General features: G+C 42.9%; 24 protein-coding genes and 7 tRNA genes. 18 read left to right on the top strand and 13 right to left on the bottom strand.

What is annotated here, in order from left to right; genetic code table 11:
* Positions 1-7 precede the first annotated feature (7 nt).
* On the top strand, positions 8-463 hold the full coding sequence (locus BLQ60_RS11010; protein WP_092620274.1) for a hypothetical protein: 456 nt from the start codon (positions 8-10) through the stop codon (positions 461-463).
* Between the two features lie 131 nt (positions 464-594).
* On the opposite strand, the gene dapE is transcribed toward BLQ60_RS11010, so the two are convergent.
* The 4 genes from dapE to BLQ60_RS10990 all read right to left on the bottom strand — a co-directional run bounded on the left by dapE (position 595) and on the right by BLQ60_RS10990 (position 2,905).
* Complete coding sequence (dapE, locus tag BLQ60_RS11005) at positions 595-1,728, bottom strand: succinyl-diaminopimelate desuccinylase (protein WP_092620271.1); 1,134 nt, start codon at positions 1,726-1,728, stop codon at positions 595-597.
* A gap of 253 nt (positions 1,729-1,981) precedes the next feature.
* Positions 1,982-2,131 (bottom strand): entericidin A/B family lipoprotein, encoded by a 150-nt coding sequence (locus BLQ60_RS11000; RefSeq protein WP_092620268.1) that lies wholly within the window; start codon positions 2,129-2,131, stop codon positions 1,982-1,984.
* A gap of 121 nt (positions 2,132-2,252) precedes the next feature.
* Positions 2,253-2,588 (bottom strand): DUF1853 family protein, encoded by a 336-nt coding sequence (locus BLQ60_RS10995; RefSeq protein WP_092620265.1) that lies wholly within the window; start codon positions 2,586-2,588, stop codon positions 2,253-2,255.
* Positions 2,588-2,905 carry a DUF1853 family protein gene (locus BLQ60_RS10990; RefSeq protein ID WP_092620262.1) on the bottom strand — a complete coding sequence of 106 codons (318 nt, stop codon included), beginning with the start codon at positions 2,903-2,905 and terminating at the stop codon, positions 2,588-2,590. Before BLQ60_RS10990 ends, BLQ60_RS10995 begins: the two co-directional genes overlap by 1 nt.
* Before the next feature lie 186 nt (positions 2,906-3,091).
* On the opposite strand from BLQ60_RS10990, the gene BLQ60_RS10985 reads away from it, so the two are divergent.
* The 10 genes from BLQ60_RS10985 (at position 3,092) to BLQ60_RS10940 (ending at position 6,517) form a co-directional block, all read left to right on the top strand.
* Complete coding sequence (locus tag BLQ60_RS10985) at positions 3,092-3,913, top strand: GGDEF domain-containing protein (RefSeq protein WP_244516030.1); 822 nt, start codon at positions 3,092-3,094, stop codon at positions 3,911-3,913.
* A 130-nt stretch (positions 3,914-4,043) separates the two neighbouring features.
* Entirely contained in the window at positions 4,044-4,442 is a 399-nt protein-coding gene (locus tag BLQ60_RS10980; protein ID WP_092620255.1) for a YbaN family protein, read from the top strand.
* A gap of 136 nt (positions 4,443-4,578) precedes the next feature.
* Positions 4,579-4,654 (top strand) — tRNA-Val (locus tag BLQ60_RS10975).
* Between the two features lie 38 nt (positions 4,655-4,692).
* A tRNA-Asp gene (locus BLQ60_RS10970) sits at positions 4,693-4,769 on the top strand.
* Between the two features lie 41 nt (positions 4,770-4,810).
* A tRNA-Asp gene (locus BLQ60_RS10965) sits at positions 4,811-4,887 on the top strand.
* Positions 4,888-4,999: 112 nt separating this feature from the next.
* Positions 5,000-5,075, top strand: a tRNA-Val gene (locus tag BLQ60_RS10960).
* Between the two features lie 48 nt (positions 5,076-5,123).
* Positions 5,124-5,200, top strand: a tRNA-Asp gene (locus tag BLQ60_RS10955).
* Positions 5,201-5,311: 111 nt separating this feature from the next.
* Positions 5,312-5,387 (top strand) — tRNA-Val (locus BLQ60_RS10950).
* Positions 5,388-5,518: 131 nt separating this feature from the next.
* Positions 5,519-5,905: a DUF2750 domain-containing protein gene (locus BLQ60_RS10945; protein WP_092620252.1), complete on the top strand. Its 387-nt coding sequence runs from the start codon at positions 5,519-5,521 to the stop codon at positions 5,903-5,905.
* A 144-nt stretch (positions 5,906-6,049) separates the two neighbouring features.
* Entirely contained in the window at positions 6,050-6,517 is a 468-nt protein-coding gene (locus BLQ60_RS10940) for a DUF2750 domain-containing protein (RefSeq protein WP_092620249.1), read from the top strand.
* A gap of 95 nt (positions 6,518-6,612) precedes the next feature.
* Here BLQ60_RS10940 and BLQ60_RS10935 read toward each other — a convergent pair whose 3' ends face one another.
* The 3 genes from BLQ60_RS10935 to BLQ60_RS10925 all read right to left on the bottom strand — a co-directional run bounded on the left by BLQ60_RS10935 (position 6,613) and on the right by BLQ60_RS10925 (position 11,296).
* Positions 6,613-9,300 (bottom strand): PepSY domain-containing protein, encoded by a 2,688-nt coding sequence (locus tag BLQ60_RS10935; RefSeq protein WP_092620246.1) that lies wholly within the window; start codon positions 9,298-9,300, stop codon positions 6,613-6,615.
* Between the two features lie 216 nt (positions 9,301-9,516).
* Positions 9,517-10,110, bottom strand: a complete 594-nt coding sequence (locus BLQ60_RS10930; RefSeq protein WP_092620425.1) for a hypothetical protein — start codon at positions 10,108-10,110, stop codon at positions 9,517-9,519.
* Positions 10,111-10,261: 151 nt separating this feature from the next.
* On the bottom strand, positions 10,262-11,296 hold the full coding sequence (locus tag BLQ60_RS10925; RefSeq protein ID WP_092620243.1) for a helix-turn-helix domain-containing protein: 1,035 nt from the start codon (positions 11,294-11,296) through the stop codon (positions 10,262-10,264).
* Between the two features lie 161 nt (positions 11,297-11,457).
* Between BLQ60_RS10925 and BLQ60_RS10920 the strand changes: the two genes are divergently transcribed.
* From BLQ60_RS10920 to BLQ60_RS10905, 4 genes are all read left to right on the top strand, one after another.
* A complete protein-coding gene (locus BLQ60_RS10920; protein WP_092620240.1) occupies positions 11,458-12,696 on the top strand; it encodes an alkane 1-monooxygenase in 1,239 nt (412 codons plus the stop codon).
* Between the two features lie 133 nt (positions 12,697-12,829).
* A complete protein-coding gene (locus tag BLQ60_RS10915) occupies positions 12,830-13,318 on the top strand; it encodes a chorismate--pyruvate lyase family protein (protein ID WP_092620237.1) in 489 nt (162 codons plus the stop codon).
* Positions 13,319-13,332: 14 nt separating this feature from the next.
* Positions 13,333-14,214 (top strand): 4-hydroxybenzoate octaprenyltransferase, encoded by an 882-nt coding sequence (ubiA, locus tag BLQ60_RS10910; RefSeq protein ID WP_092620234.1) that lies wholly within the window; start codon positions 13,333-13,335, stop codon positions 14,212-14,214.
* 148 nt (positions 14,215-14,362) lie between these two features.
* Entirely contained in the window at positions 14,363-15,646 is a 1,284-nt protein-coding gene (locus BLQ60_RS10905; RefSeq protein WP_342028146.1) for an alpha/beta hydrolase family protein, read from the top strand.
* Positions 15,647-15,723: 77 nt separating this feature from the next.
* Here BLQ60_RS10905 and BLQ60_RS10900 read toward each other — a convergent pair.
* Positions 15,724-15,799, bottom strand: a tRNA-Asn gene (locus tag BLQ60_RS10900).
* A 315-nt stretch (positions 15,800-16,114) separates the two neighbouring features.
* Here BLQ60_RS10900 and BLQ60_RS10895 point away from each other — a divergent pair.
* From BLQ60_RS10895 to BLQ60_RS10885, 3 genes are all read left to right on the top strand, one after another.
* On the top strand, positions 16,115-16,621 hold the full coding sequence (locus tag BLQ60_RS10895) for an Lrp/AsnC family transcriptional regulator (protein WP_092620231.1): 507 nt from the start codon (positions 16,115-16,117) through the stop codon (positions 16,619-16,621).
* Positions 16,622-16,734: 113 nt separating this feature from the next.
* On the top strand, positions 16,735-17,355 hold the full coding sequence (locus tag BLQ60_RS10890) for a YitT family protein (RefSeq protein WP_092620419.1): 621 nt from the start codon (positions 16,735-16,737) through the stop codon (positions 17,353-17,355).
* Between the two features lie 87 nt (positions 17,356-17,442).
* Positions 17,443-18,636, top strand: coding sequence for an amino acid aminotransferase (locus BLQ60_RS10885; RefSeq protein ID WP_092620228.1), 1,194 nt, complete (start codon positions 17,443-17,445; stop codon positions 18,634-18,636).
* A gap of 83 nt (positions 18,637-18,719) precedes the next feature.
* Here BLQ60_RS10885 and BLQ60_RS10880 read toward each other — a convergent pair whose 3' ends face one another.
* The 5 genes from BLQ60_RS10880 to BLQ60_RS10860 all read right to left on the bottom strand — a co-directional run bounded on the left by BLQ60_RS10880 (position 18,720) and on the right by BLQ60_RS10860 (position 23,528).
* Positions 18,720-19,166 (bottom strand): Mpo1 family 2-hydroxy fatty acid dioxygenase, encoded by a 447-nt coding sequence (locus BLQ60_RS10880; protein WP_092620225.1) that lies wholly within the window; start codon positions 19,164-19,166, stop codon positions 18,720-18,722.
* 217 nt (positions 19,167-19,383) lie between these two features.
* Positions 19,384-20,010 carry a septal ring lytic transglycosylase RlpA family protein gene (locus BLQ60_RS10875; protein WP_092620222.1) on the bottom strand — a complete coding sequence of 209 codons (627 nt, stop codon included), beginning with the start codon at positions 20,008-20,010 and terminating at the stop codon, positions 19,384-19,386.
* A gap of 348 nt (positions 20,011-20,358) precedes the next feature.
* Positions 20,359-21,375, bottom strand: a complete 1,017-nt coding sequence (gene mltB, locus BLQ60_RS10870; protein ID WP_378235233.1) for a lytic murein transglycosylase B — start codon at positions 21,373-21,375, stop codon at positions 20,359-20,361.
* A 62-nt stretch (positions 21,376-21,437) separates the two neighbouring features.
* On the bottom strand, positions 21,438-22,583 hold the full coding sequence (rodA, locus tag BLQ60_RS10865; RefSeq protein ID WP_092620219.1) for a rod shape-determining protein RodA: 1,146 nt from the start codon (positions 22,581-22,583) through the stop codon (positions 21,438-21,440).
* 282 nt (positions 22,584-22,865) lie between these two features.
* A complete protein-coding gene (locus BLQ60_RS10860; RefSeq protein ID WP_092620216.1) occupies positions 22,866-23,528 on the bottom strand; it encodes a hypothetical protein in 663 nt (220 codons plus the stop codon).
* Positions 23,529-23,554 lie beyond the last annotated feature (26 nt).

Raw genomic sequence — 23,554 nt, 5'->3', positions numbered from 1 at the left:
GTATGTTATGGCAAATGATAAAACATTAACGATCCCAGCCGTCGACCTGACGCAAGAGCAGATCCAAAGTCTGATTACCACGTCGACAGGTTTTTTAGATGTCTATGAAATACCTGTGCATGGTGATGTGCCGATTTTGATCCCGCAAAACATGATTTTGTCGGCAATGAATGTCAAAGGTAATGTAGCGCAAGTAGAGTGGCATGATAAACATCTGCCGACCTACATCGTGCATCAACCCGAGTTGGATGATGTGACTGCTTTGGTGGTCGAGGGTGAGCAAGAGTCGACTCGTTTTGCTGTACTGTGTGATAATATGCCAAACAGCATGCGCCTGCGTATCTCAGAAGTGGTCGATGTGGAAAAGGCTACGCCTGAACAGACTTATCTTTATGTACAGGTGAATGGTATAGACTATCAAGTGCCAAACTTGCGGGCGATCGAGCAACAAGTCTTTGCCTAAAAGCAGTCAATTCGCCACCTGAGACATAGAGCGTAAAACTCAGTCTCAAAAAGTACAATAGTGAATCAAAAAAACGAGAATGCTAAATTCTCGTTTTTTTTATGACTGTAATTCGATTTTTAATACCAAAATCAGGTCAGTAATTCGACCAGCATCTGCTCATAAATCTCAGCAAGTGGCTCCAGATCAGCCACATTCACATGCTCATTGATTTGATGAATGGTGGCATTGAGCACACCAAGCTCGATGACCTGCGCACCCGTCGGCGCAATAAAACGACCATCAGACGTGCCACCACTGGTGGAAAGGGTGGTGTCATCACCTGTGACTTTTTTAATGCTATTTTTTGCAGCATTAACCAAGTCGCCAACTGGGGTCAAAAATGGTAAACCCGACAGCGTCCAATCAATGCTGTAGTTCAGATTTTCATGGTCTAAAATCGCTTGCACACGTTGTTTTAATTCATCGGCAGTCACTTCTGTCGAAAAACGGAAATTAAAAGTAACTGTTAAAATATCAGGAATGACATTGGTTGCACCTGTACCTGCTTGGATATTTGAGATTTGAAAGCTGGTCGCAGGGAAGTAGTCATTACCATTGTCCCAAGTGGTTTTACACAATTGATCGAGGGCGTGTGTTGCAAGGTGAATCGGATTCTGTGCAAGATGTGGATAGGCGACATGACCTTGCTTGCCTTGTACCTTTAACACGCCATTTAGAGAACCACGGCGTCCATTTTTAATAATATCACCGAGTTTTGCAGTACTTGAGGGTTCACCGACGAGGCACCAGTCAATTTTTTCATTGCGGGCTTCTAGAGTTTCGATGACTTTGACGGTACCGTTAATGGATGGCCCTTCTTCATCAGAGGTAATCAAATAAGCAATCGACCCTTTGTGATCAGGATGCTTCTCTACAAAGCGCTCTGTGGCAATCACCATTGCGGCGATTGCTGTTTTCATGTCGGCACTACCACGACCATAAAGTTTCCCATCACGAATTTCTGGTGCAAATGGCGCAGAATCCCATGCGTTTTGATCGCCTGTAGGCACCACGTCGGTATGTCCTGCAAAACAAAATAATGGCGCTGTTGTGCCTCTACGTGCCCACAGATTTTTCACATCATCGAATGGCATATGTTCAATCTGAAAACCGACATTGCTTAAACGTGCCGCAATCATCTGCTGACAATCGTAATCGAGCGGTGTCACAGAGGGTTGTTTTAAAAGGGCAAGACTTAGATCCAGCGTGGCAGAAGACATAATGACTCAATTGAACATACAAAATTGGCGCAAAGTATAGCAAGAAATTAAACCGCTGTTGATGTCAGTCGTTACAACACCATGAAAAAATGAAAGTTGCTTATTTTATGATTATTACTGATTCTTCAATCTGTCAGATAAAATTACCTGCCAAAAAGCAACCACATTACAATAGAATAGAGAATAAACCTTTAAACATAAAAAACGTCCACAAAAGTGGACGCTTTTAACCGAGTCTTATCGAGTGAATGATAAATTACATACGGTTTTGAGTATTTTGAGCTGCGTCAGAAACGGCATCACCCGCTTTTGATACGTCTTGACCTGCACCTTTAATGGTATTACACCCTGCAAATACGACAACAGAAGCGATTGCTAAAGTAGTGAGTAAAGTTTTAACTTTCATAGTTCCTCTCCGAGAAAATTTTTATCTTTTGAATTTAGTCATTTGACTGTTTATTAATTTAAATCAAAGTCGGCAAAATTGCGTAAAGAAAAGTTAAATGATTGTTAGTTAAGTGTAAATTTTAACCGTTATTTCTCAGTTTTGTATAGACCATAGTCGAACTGTTGAGTCGAATCATCAGATATTGTTGCTGTGTTGTATCAAAATATAAGCCGTTTGTCCAAAACACATTTTTTTGCTGTTGTCGATCAGTTTGTGCTTCGGAGAGATATTCTGGGCTGAGCCATTCGGAGCGTTTGAGACGACGCCAGTGTTGATCTTGTGGTGCATTCGCTTGCCACATACCTAGTCGTCGTGTCGTATTCAACCAATTCGGCAAGCTATTGTGAATTGGAGTATGGTGTTGTGCGCTGGATGGATGAAGTACGTTATTTGGTAAAAAAAGTTGTCCTTTCATCACTGCAAAGCGTTGTTGAATGGGATGCCCAAGCGCTTGATCAAATTGAATCGGGTACTTTTAACCTGCTGTAAGAATTGATAAAGCGGCTGTGGGTTTTGATCAAGCTGACACAGTTCAGGCTGATAGCGTTGATATGCATCTTGCCAAAATTGATCAGGATGAAATTGAATATCGTGGCGTACGGTGATGCCTTCAGGAAAATCGCTGAGTACATTATAACTGGCAATGGCAAAAGCCAACTGACGTACCAATGGATCATGAAACTGATACCACGGTTCAAAATAGTTGTATTCAGATGTGCGTTGAAAATCCATGCCAAAGCCACAATGCGAAAAAAGAGAGGGGTTAGAGTAGGGGAGCGGTCATAAAAAATTCTTAAAATCATCTCAGCTCTTCATCATCAATGCAAGGTTTTAGGTCATAATAACGATGCGTTTCTGTGTGAGAAGTGAGGCGTGATGAAGCGAAATCAAACCATCCAAAGATTCGAGCGAATATTGATGAGCAATAACATAGTGCGAAGCATTGTCTTGTGTTTAATGGTACTGCTGTTAGGGCTGGTTGATTATGGCACGGGCTATGAATACTCATTTTCGGTGTTCTATTTACTGCCTGTTTCGCTCGCCGCATGGTATGCCAGTCAGCGCTTTACGGTGTTGATGATCATCGCTTCGGCATGTACGTGGATTACCGCAGATTTTATTGCGGGGCATCATTATTCCAGTATTTTGGTGCCGATCTGGAATGCCATTGTACGCATCGGTTTTTTTGCTGTTGTGGCGATATTAATATTTAAACTTCGTCATCATCTGACGCTGATGACCGATATGGCGATGAAAGACTCCTTGACCTCATTGAATAATACCCGTGCTTTTGACCTCAAATATCAGCTACTTCGTGCTATCCAAGTCAAGAAAAAAAGCCAATGTGCAGTCGGGATTGTAGATTTAGATGGATTCAAAGCGGTTAATGATCGTTTTGGACACAGTAAAGGCGATGAGGTTTTGATCCAATTTGCGCAAGTGCTCAACGATGCCACACGACAGAATGATATTGTGGCTCGCATGGGCGGTGACGAGTTTGCAGTTATATTGATGGATACCGATGCGAGTGGAGTAAAGCAGTACGATCAACGATTGCGAGATGTCTTTGCCCATAGTCAACTCAATACGCAATTTGGCGTGGATTATAGTATGGGAATTACTGTATTTGATGGCACGTCTTTACCCGAAAAACTCGATGATGCGACACGACAAGCCGATGATTTGATGTATCACTCGAAAGCACAAGGTAAATCACAGACCACGATACGCATGCTCTAACGGTTTTTGATTAAATGCTGTGATTGCCTCGCAATGTATGCATGCAAAATTACCGAATAAATGCACATGCAGGATGCGCTGATCTCGTTATAATGTTTGCGAATTTTTGATGAACGTGGTGTAGGACTGCATGCGAACAGTTTTTTGGCGTAGCTTAGTCATCCTTTTTATTGCACTCGGCATGATTGGCGCGGTTTTACCGGGTATGCCAACCACCGTATTTTTGATTCTGGCACTTTGGGCATCTTCTAAGGGCTGGCCGAGTATGTACAATCGTTTACTCAATCATCCCAAATACGGTGCAACGCTGCGTGATTGGCGAGACCACGGCACCGTGCCACGCAAAGCAAAATGGATTGCCAGCATCATGATGAGCATCAGTGCGATATTGATGCTCTATACCAATGCACCGCTTGCAGTAAAAATTTTTACCAACCTCACCATGTTCATCGTTGCGATATGGCTGTGGTGCAGACCAGAGCCAAAAGCGTCTACTCCATCGTCATCAAACCACAAAGATCAGGTTTAAAATCAATATTTAAGCGGAAAAAAACGAGGAAAGTTTTATTTTTAAACAATCAAACGCAAATTCCGAAAAAATCAAGAAAAGCGTTTGACAGCCCGATTAGAATCTCTATAATGCACCTCACTAAGTCAAACACTATGGGCGCTTAGCTCAGTTGGTAGAGCGTCTGCCTTACAAGCAGAATGTCGGCGGTTCGATCCCGTCAGCGCCCACCATAGCTTTGATTTAGGCATTATTAATGCGAAACCTAAGTGCAGCGGTAGTTCAGTTGGTTAGAATACCGGCCTGTCACGCCGGGGGTCGCGGGTTCGAGCCCCGTCCGCTGCGCCATTTATGTTTTGTTGGTTATGCCTAGTGGTGACTTTTGCGATGCAGCGGTAGTTCAGTTGGTTAGAATACCGGCCTGTCACGCCGGGGGTCGCGGGTTCGAGCCCCGTCCGCTGCGCCATTGCAAATAAAAAACTGTTGTATTGAATGCCTAAGATGGTGACAAATTTTAGAAAACGCATTGAATATCAACCTGAAGTGTTGGAAATCAAACAAGATTTTTTGCAACTTTAGGGCGCTTAGCTCAGTTGGTAGAGCGTCTGCCTTACAAGCAGAATGTCGGCGGTTCGATCCCGTCAGCGCCCACCATATTATTTTGTATATTGATGTTTCAATGATGCAAAAAAATATGACCTCGCAGCGGTAGTTCAGTTGGTTAGAATACCGGCCTGTCACGCCGGGGGTCGCGGGTTCGAGCCCCGTCCGCTGCGCCATTTCTTTGAAGTATCCCTTGCTTCAATCATGAGTTTGAAAATTATTCCTTACCAAAGGAAAACACAATTGAAAACTTATGCATCCTTAAAAGTGTTACTTTTAATGATTTAGGGCGCTTAGCTCAGTTGGTAGAGCGTCTGCCTTACAAGCAGAATGTCGGCGGTTCGATCCCGTCAGCGCCCACCATATCTCTAATATACTTCTAGCATACTGAATTATTGATTTGCTCTCTCTAGTGCAGATTTTAATATTTTTTGCTATTGAGCATTTATCCCATTCATTGTTAAGTTTTACTTTTTCATTTTAATATTTTAGTTATGCGTAATCCATATCTCCGTCGTGGTGATGCCAATGTCAATCACAATACACCGCAGGTTGACCTTGAACAGCATTACCAACATTTTTTACAGCAATTACAACAGCATCAAATGCTGTGGAGCATTGCTGAGCAACAATCGTGGACATTGTGTCGAAATGATCAGGCGCAACAAGCCATGTTGCTCTGGAATATGCAAGCAGATGCACAGCGAGATTGTCTATTGTCACGCCAAGGCGCTGAACCGAAAGCGATTTCGGCTGATCTGTTACGCACCCAAATTTTACCTTATTTGGCGGCGCAAAATTATTTAGTGGCAATCAATCGTAGCGCCAAAGGGGAGTGTGTATTTGTGTCGCCTGAGCGTTTAATTTCCGATATGGGATAACTGCGTTTTCGACAGATGTTTTCCCGTCAAGGATGCTGTATGCTATACATCAGCAGTAAAACTCTGTGATCAATCGTAAAACAATGTGATTAATCGAAAAACAATGAAAATTGCTTGATCAAGAAGAATCGCATCGAGGGAATTATGCGTAACCCATACAAAACCACACGCCGTGCTCAGAAAAATGCCGTAGATTTAGAGCAACCTGTGGATCGTTATCGTTATTTTATCCGCCAGATTATTGAGAAAAAACAAGTGTGGGGGCTATTTAAAGATGGCTGGGCAATTGGTGCGACCTCGCAAGGTCAGCATGTCCTGCCTGTCTGGGCAGCGAAACATTATGCGCTGTCTTGCCAAAACCAAAGCTGGGCAACGCATGAGGCGATGTCATTGAGTTTGGCGGACTTTATTTTTGAGCTATTGCCTTTTGCAGACAAAGAAGAGGTCAAGCTGTCAATCATGATGACACCAGACGGACAAAGCGTGTTTATTGAGCCACAAAAAGTGCTATTGGATTTAAAAAATTTTCTCTATGAAATCTATAGCCAAGCACCGCAGTATTTCCAGCAAAACCCTGATATTCCATTGCCTCGCAAGATTCGTCTCAATTAAAAGAATTGTCTCAATAAAACATGTGTGGCATCTGCAAAACAAAATCCCTCGGATGATACGAGGGATTTTTTTATATCCGTAGTATATTGCTGTGGTTAATACACATCACGACGATAACGCATTTCTTCTCGGAGTTGATCCATCTGGGTTTCACCAAGAATCTCGGTAAGCGCTTGATCTACACCTGATGCCATACCATCAATACTGCCACAAATATAAATCACAGCACCGTCGGCGACCCATTGTGTGATTCGATCACACTGCGCAGTAATGAGGTGTTGTACATAGCGGGGCTGTTGTTGCTGATCTGGTAGTTGACTATTTTGTACAGTATCACGTGAAAAGACCACATCTAGATGCTGTAAATGTCCAGCCTGTTGCCATGCTTCGAGCTGAGATTGGTAGAAATAATCCACAGCTATTTGACGCTCACCGAAGATCAGCCAGTTTTGTGTATAGCCCAGTTGCTCACGTTGTTTGAGTAAGCTCATCAGACCCGCAATCCCTGTGCCATTACCGATAAAGATTGCAGGACGATTATCATCGATGAGATGGAAACTTGGATTGGTACGGATTCTTAAGAGTAGATTATCATCATTTGGTGCATAAGCAGTGAGCCAGCCCGAACCTAGACCTAAGCCTGTGTCTAAACCATGCTCATTTTCGCCGATTTGCTTCTGACGTACTACCAATTGTAAATATCCCTCTTCTGGAATGCTGGCAATGGAGTATTCACGACTCGGCAGGTTTGGCAGTTGTTCAAGCCAAGCGAAATCCTTACTGTCAATTGGAGTGCTTTGCATTAAATCCTTACTAGTTAAATCCTTGTAGCGCAGTGCATAGACCAGTGATTCTGTGGTGTCTAACTGGTGTTGTTCAATAAACTGCATAATACGTTCTACACCATTGCCACATTGCACTTCGGCAATGTCACCCGCATGCCAAGTTTCCGCATGTAGCGCTTTGAGTTGAATGTCATACGCAGGCTCACCCAAACTATTCGGGTTGAGTAGCTCACGGGAAATGAGTTGCCATTGATCATAGGTTTTTTCGACAATCACCGCCTGTACTTCACTGCCTGTAATCGTTGCAAGTCCTGTATACCAATGCTCAAGATCAGCAGGGTTGCCATTATCGACTTCGATCACATCCAGTAAGGATTGCGCTTGATTGGCGTGTAACCAGCGATTCAAGTCATGACCGAAAGTACAATAACTTTCAGGATATTCTTTAGAGCCCAGTGCTAACACGGCAAATTTTACTTTGCTGAAATCATAATTTTGTTTGAGATGTTTCTTGGCAAAATTACTCGCCAGATCAGGCGCATCACCCGTGCCATAGGTGCTGGCGATCAAGAGCACACGTTCAGCCTGTTGAATCTCATCAATGCTGACCTCTTTTAAGGCTTTCACAAAGGTCGGCGTGCCTGCTTGTTGCAGAGCAGTTGAGGTGTTATAGGCGATTTGCTCAGCCATACCTGTTTGACTGGCGTACAGAATCGTCCAAGGTTGTGCATTTGGATCAAGATGAACGACATTGGAACCTTGTCTTGCTTCACGGGTGAGACGTTTTTGCTTACGACGTTTTAGATACAGCATCCAGCCCGTAATGAAAAATAAGGGCATAGCAAACGAAGCCAGCATCGCAAAGAATTGATAAACCCCACCCATGAAGTTGCCACGATGCACAGGCAACATACTGCTCATGATTTTTTCATTGAGCTTTTTATCTGCGTACAGCTCAAGTTCTTCAATCTTGCCATTTGCATAGTTGAATGTGGCATTGTTGCGGGCACGTTCATGCTGTGGCTCGGCATCAAGGAACAGGATGTCGACTTTGGATTCTGCAGACTGTGGTAGATTCAAGGTCATGCTTGAATACGGACGATTAAGCTGTTGTGGAAATTGTGCCCACGTTGCTGTTAAAGCGGTGCTGATTTGTTCAGGTGAACGTTGTGGTGTTTCTGCATCACGATTTTCATGTGTTGCACGCTGACGATTTTGTTCACCACTTTGAGCACGAGTTTGAGTGCCTGCTTGCGGAGTCGCTTGCTGTGCTTGAGGTGGACGACCTTGACCACCTTGCGGTGCACCATGTCCGCCTTGTTGCGGGCGCTCAACCCCCATGACTTTAAACATGCCACTGCGCCACCAGTCATATGACCAATATAGTCCCGTCACGGCAAACACAAGGTAAAATAACACCACCCAAGTGCCGACCACGGCATGCAAATCCCAAATAAAGTTACGCCCTTTGAGCTTTGGTTTCACGAAAAGCCATTGACGGAATGAATGCTTTTTCGGCCAACGCAGATAAATCCCACTGAAGACAAAATACAATAGCATTAATACACAAGCACCCGTGATCTGCTTACCAATTTCACCAGCAGTTAAACGGCGATGCAGATCTTCGACAAAATCAAAAAAGCCTTCGCCTTTGATTTCAGGAAGCACGTCAGCGGTATAAGGATTAACCAGCATATTGTAGCCACGGCGATGACCTTCTTTAGCGATGTTGACCACAGATGAGGCACTGGCATCGCTTTGGATGGTGATGCTATTGATCTGCATACTCGGGTCTTGCTTGGCAAAATGCAAATACAGCTCAGCAGGGGTGAGTTTTGCATGATCAGGCACTTGCACCACATAGCTGTCTTGATTGATCCACTTGAGAATTTGTGGCTCATAGGAGTAGATGGCACCCGTCACACCCATAATGGAGAGCACTAAACCTGCAGTGATTCCCATAAACCAATGCAATTGAAACAATATCTTTTTAAACATAATCGCAAGCAGTCAACAAAACGTAGCTGAATTATACGTGAGCTTTAAGGAGAAATAATGCTTTTTGAGAATAAAAATGAGCTTTATTCGCATTTAAGATATGAATTTTTTCATTTTCAAAGGCTAATCTAAGGGGGTAAAAAAATAGCCCTAACGAGTGGGCTATGATTTTTTTGCAATGGTTTTATATGAAGGTGTTATGTCACCTTCAAGTGTTTAGAATTTTTTTGCAGGACCGACGCTTTCATTTAAATGTTTACGAATGGTCTCGAATGAAAATTGTTTGGTGTCCATACGTTTTGGCAAGAAGAAAGAACCATCTTGACCTTTGACTTTAAAGGTCATCAGTAAAAACTCTGCACTGTCATACCATTCAGAAATTTCTTTCCAGCCCACATTCATCACACCTGGTTGGCTGATGCTTTGTTGCATGCCACGTTGCGCAGGAATGTTCATTTGTTGTTGCATCACCATGCCGTGCGGTTGGATGCCGAGCTTGATGCCTTTGATGTCTTGCGCAGGGAACTCAGCCATTTTGCGCTTGGCGTACCATTCCCACACATAGAGGCGTAATACCAAGAAAATCGCCACACAGACCAATGCCACCCAGCAAATAATGTTGGAATAATTTTTGATAAAAATTAAACCCAAAATCGATAATACCACCACTGCAGCCACGATCGCCCATGTGCGTGGACGCACTTTGTTGGTACTGCGCCACATCAAGAGCTGTGCACGGCGCTGTTCTTCGGCTGAGATTTCATAAGGTACGGTTTGCAGCGTGTAGCCATAATTGCTTGAAGCCATAATCAATTCATAAAACAATAAAATAATGCTCGGCATTTTAGCATCAAACCCGCAAAGCTGGTGAATATTCATCATAAAATCTTATGACATCCATGCTGTTTGGGGATCAGTGCTGTTTGGAATCCGAACTGTTTGATATTGGTGCCGTTTGGAATCAGTCGAGTGTGATGCGTGAATGGTGACGATATTGCGCAGGTGTCATCTGCATTGCTGTTTTAAAGGCTCGAATAAAGTTGGCTGAGGTGGAGTAGCCCAGTTCATCGGCGATTTCAGTGATGCTTTTATCTGTTTCAATTAACGCAGTTTTGCCACGTTCGATGATGATTTGCATGCGCATGATATGGAAATCTTGCCCGTGTTTTTTCAGATAGCGTTGCACGGTTTTAGTGGAAAGGTTCAATAGTTTTGCACATTCGGCAAGGCTTGGAATCTGATAGGCTTCCTGCAACATCATCCGAATCCACGCTTCCATTTCATCACTGTTTGAGAGTTGAGTCATCAGTTCTTGGCAACGCTGTTCGACGATTTTTAAACTATATATATCTGCCATCGGCAAGCGAATATCTAAAGTGGTAATGGGTAAAACAAACTGAATCCCAGTCTGAATCAGATGTTGAAAATGAAAAGTCACACGATGGAGTTGTTGATATTTTTGCAGATGACGTGGTTGTGCGATGGAAAGATAGACATGGTAGGGTGGATGATTGCGCCCGAGTAGCTCAATCAGATTGTGATAAAAGGCAATGGCAATCGCTTCAATATGAAAATTCACATTGAGCGTACTCATCGACATTGACGGTTCAAAACTCAAAAAAACTTGCATTTCAGTTGCTCTGATTTTGAGCTGAAAATTGGGGATGATGAGTTTGAAATATTGTGCAATCAGTTCAATCGCTTGACCTGCGGTTTCACTGGTCATTGCCACATAACCGACGAGACTATGCGAGCTGAGTTTGAGGGTTGAGCCAAGTTCAAAAGCTAGGTCGGCATTTTGCGGATACTTTAAACACAGTTCGACAAAGCGTTCAATTTGAGAAATAGACAGTTTGGCATCTTCATCTTGTAGAATTTTTTCTATCGGTAAGCCTGATTCCACAAGGATTTCCGCCACAGTAATACCACGCTGTTGCAGTAATTCCACCACTTTTAAATAATAACGGGCAGGGAAAATCGGGATATTTCGATCCATGCGCTATTGCTCAAATTCCTTTTGATGTGCTCTTTTTAGCATAGATTTAAATTGATTGTCTTAAAATGATTGTATGATGTCTTAATATGAATACTTGAAAAATGATCAACCCTGCATAATAAAATCATGAAATTCGCCGTGATGGTGCAGGAGTAACAATAATGAATCAGTCAGTTGATCTTGAAGTTTTATCGCAAGCTACACCTTATGTGGATAAAAAGCGTCGTCTTTGGATGCTTGGGATTGTGGTGCCAAATATTGCAAATGGTGTATTGCTCGGTTATCAGTTCGGACCGAAAGCCACGAAAAAACTATTTGCTTTTGCAGGGCCTTTAGTTTTGCACGTCATCATTCCAAGCATTGATAAAATGATGGGTGTCGATCCTGACAACCCGCCTGAGCAAGCGATCGCAGATTTAGAAGACGATCCGTACTATGCACGAGTGGTGAAATTATTTATCCCATTTCAATATGCTGCCAATATTTACGGTTTGTACCTTGCAAGTAAAAAATCGACTTCATTGATTGATCGAATCATGATTGGACATATGCTCGGTGTGGTCAATGGCGTCGCAATTAACACGGCGCATGAGCTCAGTCATAAATCAGGTAAACTTGAACATTATCTGTCGCATCTTGCACTTGTGCCGACAGGTTATAACCATTTCCGTATTGAACATCCGTATGGGCATCATCGCCGTGTGGCGACACCTGAAGATCCTGCGTCATCGCAAATGGGTGAAACTTTTTGGCAATTTTGGCCTCGCACTGTTGTCGGTAGTTTTAAATCTGCGATTGAGATCGAAACTCGTCGTTTAGAACGTAAAGACAAAAAATTCTGGTCATTGGACAATGAGCTATTACAAGGCTGGGGAATGAGTGCTGCTTATCATGCGTTGACCTTAAAAATGTTTGGTACAGGTATTTTGCCAACGCAGATTGCGCAGGCGTTGCAAGGGATTACGCTGTTCGAAGCAGTGAACTATATGGAACATTATGGTTTGAAGCGTGAAGATTTAGGCAATGGTCGTTATGCACGTACCATGCCTGAACACAGTTGGAATAATAATAGTAAGTTTAGCAATGTTTTACTCTATCAGCTACAACGTCATTCTGACCATCATGCCTATCCAACTCGCAGTTTCCAATCGCTACGTCATTATGAAGATGTGCCACAGTTGCCGATGGGTTATGCGAGTTTGTTCTTACCTGTAATGATTCCAAAGCTATGGTTTAAGTTGATGGATGAACGTGTCATTGCCCATTATGACGGTGATATGGATAAAGTAAACGTCTATCCAAAAGCGAAAAAATCATTATTGAAAAAGTATGCACATCTTTGGAAAAAGAAAGAGCCTGCAAAAAATTCGCAAGATGCCTTAAAAACAGAAGTGGTCTAAACAGTATAAGCTCATCAATTGATTTGGTGAGCTTACATTTTATATCGCAAAATTGAATAAAATCATCAATTCGCACGCTATGCAATCAACGATTTTGGTTTACACTAGACGCTGATTTTGAAGGTGCGGATTCATGCGTTTTTACCAACGGCGAGAGATACAACAATTACAATTGCCTACTGGGCTAAAACAATGGCTGATCGCAGACGGCTCGCTCACCCAACAACTCACTCAACTGTCGAACGGACAATTCCATGTGATGCCTCGACAGGAACATTATCAACGGCTTTCGCAGATCGATGCGTTGTGGCTGAATATGCCTGCACAGCACATTGCGTGGGTGAGAGAAAGCGATTTGTATGGTAGCGATGATACGCCGTGGGTCAGCGCCAAAAGTATTTTTCCGATTTTAAGTCTAAATAAACAAGCTCGAATCTTCAAACATATCGGACGTCAGCCAATTGGACGTTTATTGTTTCAACGTACTACGCCATCATGTGAGCGTCGGATTCTAAAATTAGATGAAGGTTGGACACGGCAAAGTTGTTATACTTGGCATGGTTGTCAATTTATTGTGCAAGAAACTTTCTTAAACACTTTTGAACAATTTATCCAAAAATAAATGCGGAAAGTATTATGCAAACACAAGTCGCCAGCACGTGGCGAGAGCGATTCCAAGCCTATTATTATCTGTGCCGTTTTGACAAGCCGATCGGTACTGAGCTGGTGCTTTGGCCGACCATGTGGGCACTTTGGATCGCTGCGAAGGGGATGCCTGCGCTCGGTATTTTGATTCCGATGATTTTGGGTGTGATCTTTATGCGGGCAGCGGGCTGTGCGATTAATGATTTTGCCGATCGTAAAGTCGATGGTCATGTGGAGCGCACCAAAACTCGCCCATTGGCATCAGGTATTATTCAGCCGATCGAAGCGATTTGGGTGTTTCTAGTCCTTGTTTTGGCGAGTGCCTGTCTATTATTTTTCTTACCCGTTGAAACGTTTTATTGGTCGTTTGGTGCGCTGTTTCTGGCTTTCATTTATCCATTTATGAAGCGCTATACCCATTTGCCACAGGTGTTTTTGGGGGCGGCATTTTCATGGTCGATTCCGATGGCATATACCGCAGTTGGGCAAACGCCTGATCTGACCTGTTGGCTATTATATTTTGGCAATCTCGCATGGACGGTAGCATACGACACCCAATATGCGATTACCGATCGTGAATATGATCTTAAAATTGGCGTGAAGTCTACAGCGATCTTATTTGGCAAATATGATTTACAGATCATCGGGCTATTGCAATTGAGCAGTTTACTGTTGCTTGCTTGGGCGTTTTGGCGTGAGCAATTGTTGCCGTGGGCGGCAGGCGGTCTATTTGTGGTCGCTGTTGATTTTATCTATCAAGCAGTGAAAACCAAAGATCGTGATCCTGCAATCTGTTTTTGGGCATTTCGACATAATCGTTGGGTCGGTTTAATCATTTGGCTGGGGATTGTTTTGGCACAATTACTGGCTTAAATAAGCGCATTTTTGTCGATAATAGCTGATGATGATCTGATCAATTTATACAAAGATGATTTAATTTGGTAGAAAGTATCGTAGACACGGTACTTTTTTTATGCCTAAATAAGTTTGGGAAAAACAACATGATGTAAGGAGTACGTCAATGAAAATAGCCAATAACAACGGTGCTTTGGGTGCGAAAAGTGCAAAAAAAAGTGCAAAGGGGCTCAAGTATCTCGTCGGGATGACCATGTTGGCATCAGCGGTGATGATGGCGGGATGTGATGATGACGATGATGATAATTATCAAACCGATGACAATAGTTATGTCTCTGAAACCAGTTATACCGCTGGTACCATTCCAACCAATGCCAGCAAAGTCGATGTCATGACCTATAACATGCCATACAGCGATGGCGAGACTCACGAAGCCACAGCGATGGTGATCTATCCGAAAACAGCAAAACCAAGTGATGGTTGGCGTGTGGTGGTGTGGACACACGGTACGACGGGTGTTGGTGATAGCTGTGCGCCGAGTCAGATGGAGATGAATACCAACTTCTTAGTGACGGCGAATAATTTATTAGAACGTGGTTATGTGATTGTTGCGCCAGATTATGAAGGTTTGGGTAAAGCAGGGATTCATCCATATTTGAATTTACAAAGTGAAGCCAATTCTGCGATCTATGCGGTGGATGCCTTTAAAGAAAAATATGGCACTGATCTACAAGGGGATTGGATGTCGATCGGGCAGTCTCAAGGCGGACATGCATCATTAGGTGTAGCGCAATATGCCGATAGTGATGAAGATTATAAAGGTGCTGTCGCCACCGCACCCGCTTCAAGTTTGGGTTATATCATTACCAATATTGCTCCTGATGCGATTGCTTATCTAGAAGCAACAAATCAAAAAGATCAAGCGATTGCAGTGTATTCTGAGCTACTGTCCTATGCTGCCTATGTTGGCGTGGGAATTAAAGCCTATAATCCAAGTTTCGATTACAAACAGATTTTCAATACTCAAGCCTATAATGTGGCGGTCAATGCTGAGGGTACCAACGGCGATAATGGGTTATGTCTGCCTGATATGATCGATAAATATGAGGCGGATATTAATAGCTATTTGGATCAAAATACTTCAGCAAGTGTAATGGACTATCCTGCGTTGACCGATGATTTCGCCACCAATACCGTTGTTGCAGAGTTTTTAAGAAACTCACAACCAGGTACAGTGAAACTGAATAAACCAATCTATGTGGTACAAGGTACATTAGATATGGCTGTGCCTTATCAAGTGACACAGGCTTTGGTCAATGGGATGAATGCGCTAGGCACTACACCAGCAGTGCAGTTAGATTTAGTGACAGGTGCAGGTCATACGCAAGCGATTATTGATCGTAATGAAGAAATCATGGACTTTATTGAAGATACCATGCCAGCTTCTTAAGTTTGATTCAGTCAAATACAAAAAAGCCTAGATCATTGATCTAGGCTTTTTCATTTTAGAGCGAATCACTCAAATTTTGGCTCTCCCACCTGGGCTCGAACCAGGGACCTGCGGATTAACAGTCCGTCGCTCTACCGACTGAGCTATGGGAGAATGTAGGGCGCATTTTATGGATGAAAATGCACTTGGTCAAGTCGGAATGATCATAATCAAATTTAGATGGAGATTTAATAAGCAGATTTTATGATTTTGGCAGATCACTCGCATAGCGTGATGTATTTCGATGCGCTTTAGCTAACGTACGATATGAGCGTCTAGGTAAGAAAAAATGCTAAAATTCAAAATTAAATGCAAATATTTTGTGATATAATTAAAATTATACAAATAATGTGCAATTACTGCGTATTTTTCACACAAGTGCTTTAACACAAGCAGTGATTCTTGCAAAAAAATCATCGAGGGCGATATATGAGTGATCAATTAGATGAATTTGATCATAAGATCCTGCAACAACTTCAGATGAATGGTCGATTAAGCAATCAAGAATTGGCGGAGATTGTTGGTTTATCGATGTCACAGTGTTCTCGGCGGCGTGTCGCACTTGAGCAAAAGGGCATGATTGTTGGTTATTTTGCCCAGCTTCATCCTGAAGCGGAGCGCCATCCGATCGTGGGCATGCTCGAAATCAAAATGACCCAATATAGCCAAACGGTGCTGGATCAATTTTTACATTTTATCGCCAATGAGCCGATGATTCGGGATGTCTATAAACTCACGGGAAGTTATGATTATTTGCTAAAAGTCACCGCAGAAGATTTGGCGCAAATGAGTCAATTGATTAATCAATTTGCCACATTAGATTTGGGCATTGGCAACTTTCATACCTCGATCGTTTTGGAGCGGGTGAAGGAAAATCATCAAATGATGAGCCAAAGTGTGCGCCTTGCCCATACAAAAAATGATGAGAGGAACTGAGCTTGACGCAATCTATTGTACATACTGAACATACGTTGGCGAATAAGCCAAAGATGCAAAGTCAAACCGTTCAAGCGGAACAAAGTGATATGCCAGACCAAATCCAAAATCAAATGCAAGACCAAAAAGCGCAAGCCGTAGCATTACCGAAGCATTCGCATTTAGAAGATGCCATGGCGATGATTATCGGCACTTTTTTGATTTCGTTTGCGATGTTATTAATGCAACAGGCGCATACCTTGACAGGCGGTACAGCAGGTTTTGCTTTGCTCGTGCACTATGTCACGGGCATTAAGTTTGGCATCGTGTTTTTCATCACTAATATTCCATTTTATTATCTTGCCTATAAGCGCCTTGGTTTGCAGATGGTGATTAAAACCATCATTGCGGTGGCTTTGCTCTCAGTCATGGTTGAATTGCATCCGCATTTCATTCATGTTGATGGGATTACGCCTGTTTATGGCACGGTGCTTGCCAATGTCTTGATCGGTGTCGGATTTTTAATTCTGTTTCGTCATCGTTCGAGTCTAGGTGGCTTTAATCTGTTGGCACTGTATCTGCAAGAACGCTACGGTATCCCAGCAGGCAAAGTGCAAATGGCATTAGATATTTGTATTTTATTGGCGTCAACCATGTATATTAGTCTGCCGTTGCTGGCGATCTCCATCTTGGGTGCGATCATTTTGAATTTGATCTTGACCATTAATCATCGTCCAGATCGTTATGTGGTTTAATTTATTCGTGGTTTAGCTTTTTTAAAAGCTCGTTGTTAAAAATTTGTTGTTAAAAGTCAGTCGTTAACAGTTGTTTAGGGAATCGTTATGTTTGAACAAGTTCCTGCCTATGCAGGCGATCCAATTCTTTCCTTGATGGAAGATTTTAAAGTTGATCCACGTGCGCACAAAGTCAATCTCAGCATTGGATTGTATTACGATGAACAAAGTGTCGTCCCACAACTGAAAGCAGTACGTGAAGCGCAAAAGCAATATGCAGCGCATGATGATGAAGCCAAATTGTACCTGCCGATGGAAGGGATGGCTGGTTACCGTCAAGCGATCCAAGCATTATTATTTGGTGAAAATAGCCCAGCAATTCAAGCTAAACGTATTGCCACCATTCAAACTTTAGGTGGCTCAGGTGCGCTAAAAGTCGGTGCGGATTTCTTAAAAAACTATTTTCCACAGTCGGAAGTCTGGGTGAGTAATCCAACATGGGATAACCATATAGCGATTTTCTCAGGCGCAGGTTTTACTACACATACCTATCGTTATTTTGACAATGAAACACGTCAGGTCAACTTTGAAGCAATGTGCGAAGATCTCAACACATTGTCAGCACAAAGCATCGTGTTATTGCATCCGTGTTGCCACAACCCGACTGGTGCGGATTTAACCACATCGCAGTGGGATCAAGTGATTGAGATCATCAAGGCCAAACAATTGATTCCGTTCTTAGATATTGCCTATCAAGGCTTCGGTCAGGGTGTGGAGCAAGATGCTTATCTGATTCGTGCGTTGGCAAAGACTGATGTGAATTATGTGGTGAGCAATTCTTTCTCAAAAATCTTCTCATTGTACGGTGAGCGTGTCGGCGGATTGTCTTTTGTCTGCCAAGATGCCGATGAAGCTGCACGTGTACTTGGTCAGCTCAAAGCCACCGTGCGCCGTAACTATTCAAGCCCACCGACAACGGGTGCAGCATTGGTCAATATTATTTTGAATGATGCCAATCTTAAACAAATGTGGTTAGATGAACTTGAGCAAATGCGTACTCGTATTTTTGCCGTACGTGATCAATTGCGTAGTCGTTTGCTTGAGCTTGTACCTGATGGCAATTTTGATTATTTAACCGCACAGCAGGGCATGTTTAGCTACACAGGTTTGAGCGCTGCACAGGTGGATCGCCTCAAAGAAGAATTTGGTGTGTACTTGGTGCGCTCAGGACGGATTTGTGTGTCTGGTTTGAATCAGCGCAATATCAACTATGTGGCGGAGTCGATTGCCAAAGTGCTGTAAGAGTACAGAGCGAAGTCAAAAAATAGCACCTGATTTGGTGCTATTTTTTGTGGATACGTGAGCATAGCCAAAGCTAAAATGAATTAAGCAAGCGCAGGGTTACGAAAGCGCCATTTTGGCAAGGTTTTACCCAACAATGCATCCATACACCAAATCGGTCCAATTAATAAGAATTGCACATCTTTAAAGAAAGATGGTTTTTTGCCTTCGACTTTGTGTCCGTAAAATTGTCCGACCCAAGCCACCACAAATAATGCAAAATAAAAAGGCTTGCCCACAGGTAAAATGAGAATCAGTGTGCTCATTGCGCCAAGCACTGCTGCCATTGCAATGGCTAGTACCAAATCTAAGCGTGCGTAAAAGATCAGGCTAAGTACCAATAACAACGCAGTGAGCAGGGCACTCAAATGCATCAAGATGCCAATGATGGTAAATAAAATAGCAGGCACACAAATCCAGTGGATCATTTTATTGGTCGGGTTGAGGTGACTTTCATTATATTCAGCAAGCCACTCTTGAATTGTTTTCATAACACTCCCTCGTAATTAAAAACAATACCTTGGATTTAATGTAACGTGAAGCTATTTTACTCGCAAGCACAATTCAGATTTATTTTTGCTATTCAAAATGAAAAAACCGCTAAACTAATTTAGCGGCTTTGAGATAATTTGTTGGATTCAGACTTTATTCAATAAAGACTTAGTTCAATAAAAATGTAACTCAATAAAGGCTTAGTTCAATAAAGACTTAAGAGTTTGGACCAGCAACACGTTCGATGGATACTTTACCAACACCAGAGTTGGTGATACCTAGGGCTTTCGCTGCACCATAAGACAAGTCAAGCACACGATTGCCGTGGAACGGACCACGATCGTTGACTTTCACCACAACGCTTTTACCGTTTGATTTGTTGGTCACACGAATATAGCAGTTCAGTGGTAGGGTACGATGTGCTGCTGTAAGCGCATTCATATCGAAACGTTCGCCACTCGCAGTCTTACGACCGTGGAATTGACGACCATACCAAGAAGCCACACCGCTTTGCGTGAATTTCTTCACGGTATTCGATGCCACAGCATTTAATTTTTCGATGATGCTCGGTTCTTCAGGCACATCGACTTTGGCAGCAACCACTTGTTTGCTGACTACACGATTGTTAGAAGATTCAGTAATGCTCAGACCTGTTAAAGCATCACCATTACCTTTAAATAAGCTATCACTTAATGCTTGGAAATCTTTGTCCAAGACTTTAGATGCCAAATTGGTTTTATCTGCATTATTGGCAAAATTGTTTGAAGGGACTAATTCAGCTTGGCTTTGTGTGGCAAAACCAGCTGCAAGGATCAATAAAATTGAGCTTAAAGACTTTTGCACGCGACGACTCCTATATACGACCAATACATGACTGAAATTGCTTAAGAAATACACATTTCATGAGGGTTTCAGTACATTGATCGCATAAATAATATGCATGATGCGATCTTCAGAATGAGGCGATAGTAAGGGGTTGGATTTGTGTTTGTCTATGTCCCAACTGTTTATATTTGCAAAAAAAGGGTTTTTCTTGCAATTATTGATCATTTATTAACCAAAACTGTAACAATTTATTTAAACCTGTCTAATTTGCACTCTTTTTAAGAAAAAACTGCTTGACTTTATATAGGGTGACAAATTTTTGCAGTATTTGTCACCCTGTGTAATATCAAAATCTGTTTAGATTTATTAACGATTTGCGACTTCCTGACCCAGTTGCCATACCGCTGAAACGTACATGCGACTCGGGTTGTAGCCGATGATGCTAATGAAGTTTGGATAGGTGATCCAATATTGTGGACCAGAAACTTCATCAAGACGAATCACATGCACCATATCCATCGGATCGAGCTTCATGGATGGGTTAATTGGACGTACGCCCATTTTGCCGAGTTCACCTGCAAGATACGGTTTTGCGGTGCGTAGGTCGGGGGCAATCACTTGCGTGTCATCTGTGCCAGTATAAATCGCACGAATCGCCACAGGCTGTCCAGTTTGCCAGCCATGTTTTGCAACAAAGTTAGCAATCGAGCCAATGGCATCAACAGGCGAGTTTTCGAGATCGATATGTCCATTACCATCGAAGTCCACACCCAGTTTGGTGATGTTGCTCGGCATGAATTGTGGATAGCCAATTGCACCCGCATAAGAGCCTTTGACACTTGAGGTCACACGACCGTCTTGATAAGTCCATGCAATCAGCGCCGCCAGTTCATCTTGGAAATAATCGGCACGACGTGGATAACCAAAGGCTAATGTTGCTAGCGCATCACGCGTAATGAATGAGCCTTTATTGGCACCATAGCCTGTCTCTACGCCCAAAATCCCCAAAATGACTGATTGTGGGACACCATAAGTCTGTTCAGCACGACGTAGTGCACTGGCATATTGATTCTTAAAGCGCACACCACGCTGAATGGTGCTTTCAACTAAGAAGTTTTTGCGGTATTCATACCACGGCTTACTTTCGCCAGGTTTTGCCATAATGCTCAAGATGCGGTCAATATTTTGCGCACCAGACATGGCGTTATCGACTTGTTGTGCGCTCAAGCCATATTGTTGCATCGCTTTGCTTTTAAACGTGGTATAAGCTGGATAGCCCATAAATTCGTTGGCATGGCTGACCGTGCTCAGCAAGGCGCCAAGGCTGAATAAGGCGCTTGTGCCGAGGGTTGTCATGGCTTTCTTATAAAAATGTGTCATCAATGCGATGCTCCGAAAAATTGTTTAAAATATCGCTTCTGAACGAACTCGATGAAAAAGAAAAATTAACGATGGGTGTGGATCGACATAATCAAGCCAAAAGACGCCATCAAGGTAATAATTGCCGTACCGCCATAGCTCATAAAGGGCAATGGCACACCGACTACAGGTAAGATACCACTCACCATACCTGCATTTACAAATACATAGACAAAAAAGGATAATCCTAACGCACCTGTGACAAGACGTCCATAATTGTGAAAACTCTGTAAACTGATCTGAAAAATACGAATGATCATGGCAAAGTAAATGCAAAGTAAAATAAACACCCCGATATAGCCAAATTCTTCTGAAAATGCAGCAATAATAAAGTCGGTGTGTCCCTCAGGTAAAAAGTGCAAATGGGCTTGTGTGCCTTCTAAGTAGCCTTTTCCCGTAAAGCCACCTGAACCGATCGCCGTCTTGGATTGGATAATATTCCAGCCCGAACCCAGCGCATCCGCTTCGGGGTCTAATAAGGTCAAAACACGGCGACGCTGGTAGTCATGCAACAGAAACTGCCACGCAATCGGAATAATCACTGCAAGCGCACCGAGCGCAGCCAAAATCAAACGCCACGATAAGCCACTTAAAAATAGCACAAACATGCCACTGGCAAGCACCAGCAACGATGTACCAAGATCGGGTTGTTCAGCGATGAGTAAAAAGGGCACACCAATAATGATTAAGCTGATAAATACCCGTTTAAAGCTCGGTGGCAGTGGATACATGGACAGATACCACGCCACCATCATCGGCATACCGATTTTTAAAAATTCACTGGGCTGGACGCTACCAAAACCTGGAATATCAATCCAGCGCTGTGCCCCCATCCGCACTTCACCAAACAGCACCACAGCGATTAATGACAATACACCAACCGCATAAAAGTACGGCGAAAAACCTTGATACATCCGTGGTGGGATTTGTGCCATAAAAAGCATTACCACAAAGCCAATGCCAAAACTCATGGCTTGCTTGAGTACCAAGCCTGTATCTTGTGCAGATGCGCTATAAAGTACGGTCAAGCCCAACAGTGCATTAATCGCCAATAAACCGAGCAACCACGGATCGAGATGGATACGTTCCCACAGCGACAGCGGATAGCGAGAGTTGGTGCCATCACGTGGTGCATGACGTAAAAAGCGGTTTTGTGGGATGCGGTAGGACATGGCGTAAGCGCTTCACCGTAGAAATATCAAGCAAAAATGACGATTGCAAGATCAAGAATTGAACTACATAAATTGATTTGAATCATCTCATCATGTTGCCCTTGATTGAGCCCGCATATGCTAGCACAGCTCATTCACACTGCGACCACAAAATTACACAGTAATGCTGAAAAAGCCATTTAATTTTCAGGGTAACAATGCGAAGAACAGATATAAAAAAACCTAAGTCGATTGCATAGACTTAGGTCATGTTTGGGGCACTTTTTTAACGTAGTGCGTGATTTAAGTCTGATGAATCAATTGGCTATGATGTTGTGCCAAGATTTTTAGCTCTTCAGGCGTTAATGCAGGAATTAACTTATTAATAGCAATGTGTACCGCTTTAGTCACGACACTTGCGCCGACATCAGAGGCTTTGCGTTTAATCATGCCCAGATCAAGGGTTTTATTAAAATCGACCATATAATGCTTGACCAATAAATCTGCAAATTTTTTGTATTGTTCCGTCAAGGCTGGCGTGATTTGTTTTGGGTCTTCACCGCCCAGAATCGCAGCGAAGTTACTTTGCATTTGTGCAACCAATGCGCTATCGAGTGGCGCACCAACACGCAACTGCGCATGTTCATCATGAAATAATCCTTGCTCAATGAAATCCAACGAGGCAACAATTTTTTCATTCGGGGTTTTACTGAGCAATTGATTGAGCAATGCACGAACAGTACTTTTAACATAGCCGACCAGCTTTTCTGCGGTGTCTTTACGATCACTGGCAGGGAACTCGTGCAGTACATCACCTAAGACGCGATCTAACAGCTCATCATTGAGTGCCAGTGCGATTTTATCTCGTAAAGGATACATCGGCTCAGAAGCGTTGCGACTACGCTGAGCCTGCTGAATATCACCAAGTAGTGTCGGTGATGGGATAAATCCAAAAAAACTTGGCATTGTGGTTCCTCAAATTTTTTAATTGT

Source organism: Acinetobacter marinus, assembly GCF_900096915.1.
In the GTDB taxonomy this organism is placed as follows: domain Bacteria; phylum Pseudomonadota; class Gammaproteobacteria; order Pseudomonadales; family Moraxellaceae; genus Acinetobacter; species Acinetobacter marinus.
The sequence above is the reverse complement of the archived record's forward strand: the minus strand, read 5'-3'. Positions and strand labels throughout refer to the sequence as shown.

Excerpts from the sequence above, each read along its gene's own strand:
- BLQ60_RS10880 (WP_092620225.1), bottom strand. The coding sequence starts at position 19,166 with ATGAAAACAATTCAAGAGTGGCTTGCTGAATATAATGAAAGTCACCTC.
- ubiA (WP_092620234.1), top strand. The coding sequence starts at position 13,333 with ATGCAAACACAAGTCGCCAGCACGTGGCGAGAGCGATTCCAAGCCTAT.
- BLQ60_RS10860 (WP_092620216.1), bottom strand. The coding sequence starts at position 23,528 with ATGCCAAGTTTTTTTGGATTTATCCCATCACCGACACTACTTGGTGAT.
- BLQ60_RS10995 (WP_092620265.1), bottom strand. The coding sequence starts at position 2,588 with ATGAAAGGACAACTTTTTTTACCAAATAACGTACTTCATCCATCCAGC.
- BLQ60_RS10985 (WP_244516030.1), top strand. The coding sequence starts at position 3,092 with ATGAGCAATAACATAGTGCGAAGCATTGTCTTGTGTTTAATGGTACTG.
- BLQ60_RS10920 (WP_092620240.1), top strand. The coding sequence starts at position 11,458 with ATGAATCAGTCAGTTGATCTTGAAGTTTTATCGCAAGCTACACCTTAT.
- BLQ60_RS10935 (WP_092620246.1), bottom strand. The coding sequence starts at position 9,300 with ATGTTTAAAAAGATATTGTTTCAATTGCATTGGTTTATGGGAATCACT.
- BLQ60_RS10925 (WP_092620243.1), bottom strand. The coding sequence starts at position 11,296 with ATGGATCGAAATATCCCGATTTTCCCTGCCCGTTATTATTTAAAAGTG.
- BLQ60_RS10890 (WP_092620419.1), top strand. The coding sequence starts at position 16,735 with ATGCAAGACCAAAAAGCGCAAGCCGTAGCATTACCGAAGCATTCGCAT.
- BLQ60_RS11010 (WP_092620274.1), top strand. The coding sequence starts at position 8 with ATGGCAAATGATAAAACATTAACGATCCCAGCCGTCGACCTGACGCAA.
- rodA (WP_092620219.1), bottom strand. The coding sequence starts at position 22,583 with ATGTCCTACCGCATCCCACAAAACCGCTTTTTACGTCATGCACCACGT.
- BLQ60_RS10885 (WP_092620228.1), top strand. The coding sequence starts at position 17,443 with ATGTTTGAACAAGTTCCTGCCTATGCAGGCGATCCAATTCTTTCCTTG.
- BLQ60_RS10980 (WP_092620255.1), top strand. The coding sequence starts at position 4,044 with ATGCGAACAGTTTTTTGGCGTAGCTTAGTCATCCTTTTTATTGCACTC.
- BLQ60_RS10895 (WP_092620231.1), top strand. The coding sequence starts at position 16,115 with ATGAGTGATCAATTAGATGAATTTGATCATAAGATCCTGCAACAACTT.
- BLQ60_RS10915 (WP_092620237.1), top strand. The coding sequence starts at position 12,830 with ATGCGTTTTTACCAACGGCGAGAGATACAACAATTACAATTGCCTACT.
- BLQ60_RS11000 (WP_092620268.1), bottom strand. The coding sequence starts at position 2,131 with ATGAAAGTTAAAACTTTACTCACTACTTTAGCAATCGCTTCTGTTGTC.
- BLQ60_RS10945 (WP_092620252.1), top strand. The coding sequence starts at position 5,519 with ATGCGTAATCCATATCTCCGTCGTGGTGATGCCAATGTCAATCACAAT.
- BLQ60_RS10940 (WP_092620249.1), top strand. The coding sequence starts at position 6,050 with ATGCGTAACCCATACAAAACCACACGCCGTGCTCAGAAAAATGCCGTA.
- BLQ60_RS10905 (WP_342028146.1), top strand. The coding sequence starts at position 14,363 with ATGAAAATAGCCAATAACAACGGTGCTTTGGGTGCGAAAAGTGCAAAA.
- BLQ60_RS10990 (WP_092620262.1), bottom strand. The coding sequence starts at position 2,905 with ATGGATTTTCAACGCACATCTGAATACAACTATTTTGAACCGTGGTAT.